Origin of the sequence: Acidovorax sp. HMWF018, assembly GCF_003061035.1 — a bacterium.
Classification (GTDB): domain Bacteria; phylum Pseudomonadota; class Gammaproteobacteria; order Burkholderiales; family Burkholderiaceae_C; genus Acidovorax; species Acidovorax delafieldii.
In genome coordinates, this window is record NZ_QAIM01000144.1 from 1 (window position 1) to 5,982 (window position 5,982).

Annotated in this window: 10 protein-coding genes; 9 read left to right on the forward strand and 1 reads right to left on the reverse strand. The window is 63.6% G+C overall.

What is annotated here, in order from left to right:
- Both DBR23_RS05630 and DBR23_RS05635 read left to right on the forward strand, forming a co-directional pair.
- Positions 1 to 868 (forward strand): TrbI/VirB10 family protein (locus tag DBR23_RS05630; RefSeq protein WP_108497579.1); only part of this gene is annotated, 868 nt, incomplete at its 5' end.
- Positions 865 to 1,107, forward strand: coding sequence for a DUF2274 domain-containing protein (locus DBR23_RS05635; protein WP_033946901.1), 243 nt, complete (start codon positions 865 to 867; stop codon positions 1,105 to 1,107). The genes DBR23_RS05630 and DBR23_RS05635, both read left to right, overlap by 4 nt.
- Positions 1,108 to 1,475: 368 nt before the next feature.
- Here DBR23_RS05635 and merR read toward each other — a convergent pair whose 3' ends face one another.
- Positions 1,476 to 1,901 carry an Hg(II)-responsive transcriptional regulator gene (merR, locus tag DBR23_RS05640; protein WP_011111454.1) on the reverse strand — a complete coding sequence of 142 codons (426 nt, stop codon included), beginning with the start codon at positions 1,899 to 1,901 and terminating at the stop codon, positions 1,476 to 1,478.
- A gap of 71 nt (positions 1,902 to 1,972) precedes the next feature.
- Here merR and merT point away from each other — a divergent pair, with 71 nt between their 5' ends.
- The 7 genes from merT to DBR23_RS05675 form a co-directional block, all read left to right on the forward strand.
- The gene (gene merT / locus DBR23_RS05645; RefSeq protein ID WP_011111453.1) at positions 1,973 to 2,323 is read left to right on the forward strand and encodes a mercuric ion transporter MerT; all 351 of its coding nucleotides are present in this window, start codon (positions 1,973 to 1,975) and stop codon (positions 2,321 to 2,323) included.
- A 13-nt stretch (positions 2,324 to 2,336) separates the two neighbouring features.
- Positions 2,337 to 2,612 carry a mercury resistance system periplasmic binding protein MerP gene (gene merP / locus DBR23_RS05650; protein WP_108497580.1) on the forward strand — a complete coding sequence of 92 codons (276 nt, stop codon included), beginning with the start codon at positions 2,337 to 2,339 and terminating at the stop codon, positions 2,610 to 2,612.
- A 28-nt stretch (positions 2,613 to 2,640) separates the two neighbouring features.
- The gene (gene merC, locus DBR23_RS05655; RefSeq protein ID WP_108497581.1) at positions 2,641 to 3,063 is read left to right on the forward strand and encodes an organomercurial transporter MerC; all 423 of its coding nucleotides are present in this window, start codon (positions 2,641 to 2,643) and stop codon (positions 3,061 to 3,063) included.
- A 38-nt stretch (positions 3,064 to 3,101) separates the two neighbouring features.
- The gene (gene merA, locus DBR23_RS05660) at positions 3,102 to 4,787 is read left to right on the forward strand and encodes a mercury(II) reductase (RefSeq protein WP_108497582.1); all 1,686 of its coding nucleotides are present in this window, start codon (positions 3,102 to 3,104) and stop codon (positions 4,785 to 4,787) included.
- 17 nt (positions 4,788 to 4,804) lie between these two features.
- Positions 4,805 to 5,170 carry a mercury resistance co-regulator MerD gene (gene merD / locus DBR23_RS05665; RefSeq protein ID WP_108497583.1) on the forward strand — a complete coding sequence of 122 codons (366 nt, stop codon included), beginning with the start codon at positions 4,805 to 4,807 and terminating at the stop codon, positions 5,168 to 5,170.
- Complete coding sequence (gene merE, locus DBR23_RS05670; RefSeq protein ID WP_108497584.1) at positions 5,167 to 5,403, forward strand: broad-spectrum mercury transporter MerE; 237 nt, start codon at positions 5,167 to 5,169, stop codon at positions 5,401 to 5,403. Before merD ends, merE begins: the two co-directional genes overlap by 4 nt.
- The coding region (locus tag DBR23_RS05675; protein WP_146191236.1) for an EAL domain-containing protein at positions 5,400 to 5,982 on the forward strand (583 nt) is incomplete at its 3' end. The genes merE and DBR23_RS05675, both read left to right, overlap by 4 nt.

Here is a 5,982-nt window from a genome sequence, read left to right on the forward strand (position 1 = left end):
GCGCAAGGAAGCCGAAGCGGCGGCGGCCTCATCAGTGTTCTTCCGCTCGGGTTCGCAGAAGGTCGCGCCGGTGGCGCAGACGCAAGCCGCCGCCGCACCGGGCTTCGCCGCCAATGCGGCCTTCGACCCGCTGGCAGCCGGGCCTGCCTCGACGGCGGCCCAGCCCGCCGACCCGACCGCCGTGCAGAACCGGCAAGATCAGAAAGAGGCGTTCCAGAAAGCCGGAACCACGGAAACCCGCAATTCCGGCAATCTGACCCTGCCGGCTTCGCCATATCAGGTCATGGCCGGAACGGTGGTCGCAGGTGCCTTGGTGACGGGCATCAAGTCGGACTTGCCGGGCGACGTGATCGCCACGGTGACGGAGCCGGTCTATGACACGGCCACCGGGCGCTTCCTGCTGATCCCGCAGGGATCGCGCATCCTGGGCCGCTACAACAGCCAGGTCAGCTACGGGCAGAGCCGCGTGCAGGTGGTGTGGAACCGGATCATCCTGCCCGACACGTCATCGCTCACGCTCGACAACCTGGCCGGCACCGACCCGGCTGGTTATGCCGGGCTGGAAGACGAAGTGGATTACCACTGGGGCCGCATCTTCGCAGGGGCGGCGCTGACCACGCTGCTTGGTGTCGGTGCCGAGCTGGCCGCGCCAGAGAACCGCCAGGACGGCAACCGCATCATCATCGCCGGGCGCGACAGCGCCCAGGACAGCATCAATCAGATCGGCCAGGAGATGACCCGGCGCAACCTCAACATCCAGCCCACTTTGACGGAGCGCCCCGGCTTGCCGGTACGCATCATCGTCAACCGCGATCTGGTGCTGCGACCGTACCAGCCGCTTTTCTTCAACCGGGGGACTTCACGATGACGACGCGCAAGTTGCGGCTGGGGCCGCTGCCGAAAACGGAATCCACGAAGCTGACCTTTGCCTGCCCGGCCAGCCTGAAAGCCGACCTCGACCGCTACGCCACGCTGCACGCGCAGACCTACGGCGAGGCAGTCGATGCGGCGACGCTGATCCCGCACATGCTCGAAGCCTTCATGGCGGGTGACAGAGGATTCAGGAAGGGAGGCGCGGGCAAGGCCGCGCCGCCGAAGCCAAGCTGATGAAGCCGGCTTCCGCTGGTGGCCATCCCTCGAACGCGCAGCCCAAGGTTGCGCGTTCTTCGTTCTGGAGGACGGCGACCGCTTGGGCTATGATGGTGAAACGTGGTCGCCGTCTGCTGGCAATCGTCCCCGATGCAGCACGCTCCGGCTTTCTACCGCGACGCTCTTATGTGGCTCCCAGCCCACAACGCCGCAGCCCTACAAAGCGGCCCGAAGTAGAGCTAAACCCGCGTCCCATATAGACTTCTGATCATCAGGCTGATTTCAACAATCGCTTGACACCGGCCCTTTTTTGCTTCATTGGCGGGTGTTTTTGTTCCCGGCCCGCAGAGAAAGGGGTCGTCTCAGAAAACGGAAAATAAAGCACGCTAAGGCATAGCCGGGCTTGCGTCACCCTGTAGCGACGCGATCAACGGGCAGGAAACATTTCCCTGCCGTAGATGGCAGGCGGACACAAGTTCGGACAGCACCGACTCCATACGTGCCAAGTCGGCCATCTTCTCGCGCACGTCCTTGAGCTTGTGTTCCGCCAGGCTGCTTGCTTCTTCGCAGTGAGTGCCATCGTCCAGCCGCAGCAGCTCTGCGATCTCGTCCAAACTAAATCCCAGCCGCTGGGCCGATTTCACAAACCGTACCCGCGTCACATCCGCCTCGCCATACCGGCGAATGCTGCCATAGGGCTTGTCCGGCTCAGGCAGCAATCCCTTGCGCTGATAAAACCGGATGGTCTCTACATTGACCCCTGCCGCCCTGGCAAAAGCGCCAATGGTCAGATTCTCCAAAATAGTTTGCATATCGCTTGACTCCGTACATGACTACGGAAGTAAGGTTACGCTATCCATTCCAAATTCAAAAGGACAAAAGCATGTCGGAACCACAAAACGGGCGCGGCGCGCTCTTCGCCGGCGGGCTGGCCGCCATCCTCGCCTCTACCTGTTGCCTTGGGCCGCTAGTCCTGGTCGCTCTGGGATTCAGTGGCGCGTGGATCGGCAACCTGACGATATTGGAGCCGTATCGGCCGATCTTCATCGGCGCGGCGTTGGTTGCGCTGTTCTTTGCCTGGCGGCGCATCTACCGCCCGGCAGAAGCCTGCAAGCCGGGCGAGGTGTGCGCGATTCCACACGTGCATACCACCTACAAGCTCATTTTCTGGATCGTGGCCGTGTTGGTCTTGGTCGCGCTTGGTTTTCCCTACGTCATGCCATTTTTCTACTAATCAGGTGTTCACCATGAAAAAACTGTTTGCCTCCCTCGCTCTCGTCGCCGTCGTTGCCCCCGTGTGGGCCGCCACCCAAACGGTCACGCTGTCCGTGCCTGGCATGACCTGCGCTGCCTGTCCGATCACGGTCAAAAAAGCCATTTCGAAAGTCGAGGGTGTAAGCAAGACCGACGTGAGCTTCGACAAGCGCGAGGCCATCGTCACCTTCGACGACACCAAGACCAACGTCCAGAAGTTGACCAAGGCGACCGAGGACGCGGGCTATCCGTCCAGCGTCAAACGCTGATCCGCTGAACCTAACTCGGGAGCGACACATGGGACTCGTCACACGCATTGCCGATAAAACCGGGGCGCTTGGCAGCGTAGTTTCCGCGATGGGCTGTGCGGCCTGCTTTCCCGCTCTCGCCAGCTTAGGCGCGGCCATCGGGCTGGGCTTTCTAAGCCAATACGAGGGCCTGTTTATCAGCCGGCTACTGCCGCTGTTTGCCGCAGTCGCCTTCATCGCGAACGCGCTGGGCTGGCTGAGCCACCGGCAATGGCACCGCAGCGTGCTCGGCATGATCGGCCCGGCCATCGTGTTCGCAGCTACGGTCTGGTTACTCGGCAACTGGTGGACGGCGAACCTGATGTATGTCGGCTTGGCCTTGATGGTCGGGGTGTCGGTCTGGGATTTCATCTCGCCAGCCAACCGCCGTTGCGGGCCGGACGGTTGCGAACTGCCCGCTAAACGCGGCTGACGGTATTGGCCGCTCACAAAACGAAAAAGGAATGCAGTATGACCACGTTGAAGATCACCGGAATGACTTGCGACTCGTGCGCTACGCACGTCAAGCAAGCATTGGAGAAAGTGCCCGGCGTGCAGTCTGCCGTTGTGTCCTACGCCAAGGGTGCGGCCCAGCTCGACCTTGACCCCGGCACCGCACCGGACGCGCTGACCGCCGCTGTGGCCGGACTCGGCTACAAGGCAACGCTCGCCGATGCCCCGCCGACGGACAACCGCACCGGGCTGCTCGACAAGGTGCGCGGCTGGATGGGAGCCGCCGACAAGGGCAGCGACGGCGAGCGCCCGTTGCAGGTCGCCGTGATCGGCAGCGGCGGGGCCGCGATGGCGGCGGCGCTGAAGGCCGTCGAGCAAGGCGCGAAGGTCACGCTGATCGAACGCGGCACCATCGGCGGCACTTGCGTCAATGTGGGCTGCGTACCGTCCAAGATCATGATCCGCGCTGCCCATATCGCCCATCTGCGCCGCGAAAGCCCGTTCGACGGCGGCATCCCGGCGACTGGACCTGCAATTGATCGCAGCAAGCTGCTGGCCCAGCAGCAAGCACGCGTCGATGAGCTGCGTCACGCCAAGTACGAAGGCATCCTGGACGGCAACCCGGCCATCGCGGTGCTGCACGGTGAAGCGCGCTTCAAGGACAACAAGAGTCTTGCCGTCCGATTGAACGAGGGCGGCGAGCGCGTCGTGGTGTTCGACCGCTGCCTAGTCGCCACGGGTGCCAGCCCGGCCGTGCCGCCGATTCCGGGCTTGAAAGAGTCGCCCTACTGGACTTCGACCGAGGCCCTGGTCAGCGACATCATTCCCGAACGCCTGGCCGTGATCGGATCGTCGGTGGTGGCGCTGGAACTGGCGCAAGCCTTCGCCCGACTGGGCAGCCAGGTCACGATCCTGGCGCGCAGCACGCTCTTCTTCCGCGAAGACCCGGCCATCGGCGAGGCAATCACGGCGGCGTTCCGTGCTGAAGGGATCAAGGTGCTGGAACACACGCAAGCCAGCCAGGTCGCCCACGTGGACGGCGAATTCGTGCTGACCACGGCGCGCGGTGAAATACACGCCGACAAGCTGCTGGTCGCTACCGGACGAACGCCGAACACGCGCAGCCTGGCGCTGGAAGCGGCGGGTGTCGCCGTCAATGCGCAGGGGGCTATCGTCATCGACAAAGGCATGCGCACCAGCGCGCCACACATCTATGCCGCCGGCGATTGCACTGACCAACCGCAATTCGTCTATGTGGCAGCGGCCGCCGGCACCCGTGCGGCCATCAACATGACAGGCGGAGACGCTGCCATTAATTTGACCGCGATGCCGGCGGTGGTATTCACCGATCCGCAGGTCGCCACCGTGGGCTACAGCGAGGCAGAAGCGCATCACGACGGAATCGAGACCGACAGCCGCACCTTGACCTTGGATAACGTACCGCGTGCGCTCGCCAACTTCGACACACGCGGCTTTATCAAGCTGGTCATCGAGGAAGGAAGCGGACGACTCATCGGCGTACAGGCGGTGGCACCGGAGGCGGGCGAGCTGATCCAGACGGCGGTGCTCGCCATCCGCAACCGCATGACGGTACAGGAACTGGCTGACCAGTTGTTCCCCTACCTGACGATGGTCGAAGGACTGAAGCTCGCGGCGCAAACCTTCAGCAAGGACGTGAAGCAGCTTTCGTGCTGCGCCGGGTGAAGAAAAGGAGGTGTTCGATGAACGCCTACACGGTGTCCCGACTGGCTGACGATGCCGGCGTGAGTGTGCATGTCGTGCGCGACTACATCGTGCGTGGATTGTTGCGGCCGGTCGCGTGCACCACGGGCGGCTACGGCCTGTTCGACGCCGCAGCCTTGCAACGCCTGTGCTTCGTGCGGGCCGCCTTTGACGCGGGCATCGGCCTGGACGCGCTGGCGCGGCTGTGTCGGGCGCTGGATGCTGCGGACGGCGACGGTGCGGCTGCGCAGCTTGCCGTGCTACGTCAGCTCGTAGAACGCCGACGCGAGGCCCTGGCCAGCCTCGAAATGCAGTTGGCCGCCATGCCAGCCGGGCCGGCACAGCAAGTGGAGAGTTTGCCATGAACAGCCCCGAGCGCTTGCCAGCCGAGACGCGCAAGCCGGTCACCGGCTACCTGTGGGGCGCGCTGGCCGTGCTGACCTGCCCCTGCCATCTGCCGATTCTCGCCGCTGTGCTTGCTGGCACGACCGCCGGCGCTTTCATCGGGGAGCATTGGGGTGTTGCAGCCCTCGCGCTGACCGGCTTGTTTGTCCTGTCCGTGGCGCGGCTGCTTCGAATCTTCAAAGGACGATCATGACCGCTTCCCTGCCAATTGAATGGACGCGGACGCAGTTGGCGCAGGCGGTTGCGCTCGGACAGCTTGAGCTACATTACCAGCCGATTGTCGATCTGCGCAGCAACAAGATTACCGGCGCGGAAGCACTGTTGCGCTGGCGGCACCCGAGTCTCGGCTTTTTACCGCCGGGCCAGTTCCTACCCGTGGCGGAATCGTCCGGCCTGATGCCGGAGATCGGTGCATGGGTGCTGCGCGAAGCCTGCCAGCAGATACACGAGTGGCTGCCGGTGCAATGGCGACCGTTCCGCCTGGCCGTCAATGTATCCGCACGCCAGGTCGGGCCAGGTTTCGATGACCAGGTGCAACAGGCATTGACGGCGGCAGGCTTGCCCGCCGAGTATCTGGAAATCGAGCTGACCGAATCGGCCGCCTTCGGCGATCCGGCAATTTTTCCTCTCCTGGATGCGTTGCGCGCCATCGGCGTGCGCTTCGCTGCCGACGATTTCGGGACGGGCTATTCCTGCCTGCAACACCTGAAATGCTGCCCGATCACCACGCTCAAGATCGACCAATCGTTCGTCGCGGGAATCGTGGATGACA

What these genes read in the sequence shown, in the direction of transcription:
- DBR23_RS05635 (WP_033946901.1), top strand. Translation starts at nt 865, where the DNA reads ATGACGACGCGCAAGTTGCGGCTGGGGCCGCTGCCGAAAACGGAATCC.
- merR (WP_011111454.1), bottom strand. Translation starts at nt 1,901, where the DNA reads ATGCAAACTATTTTGGAGAATCTGACCATTGGCGCTTTTGCCAGGGCG.
- merT (WP_011111453.1), top strand. Translation starts at nt 1,973, where the DNA reads ATGTCGGAACCACAAAACGGGCGCGGCGCGCTCTTCGCCGGCGGGCTG.
- merP (WP_108497580.1), top strand. Translation starts at nt 2,337, where the DNA reads ATGAAAAAACTGTTTGCCTCCCTCGCTCTCGTCGCCGTCGTTGCCCCC.
- merC (WP_108497581.1), top strand. Translation starts at nt 2,641, where the DNA reads ATGGGACTCGTCACACGCATTGCCGATAAAACCGGGGCGCTTGGCAGC.
- merA (WP_108497582.1), top strand. Translation starts at nt 3,102, where the DNA reads ATGACCACGTTGAAGATCACCGGAATGACTTGCGACTCGTGCGCTACG.
- merD (WP_108497583.1), top strand. Translation starts at nt 4,805, where the DNA reads ATGAACGCCTACACGGTGTCCCGACTGGCTGACGATGCCGGCGTGAGT.
- merE (WP_108497584.1), top strand. Translation starts at nt 5,167, where the DNA reads ATGAACAGCCCCGAGCGCTTGCCAGCCGAGACGCGCAAGCCGGTCACC.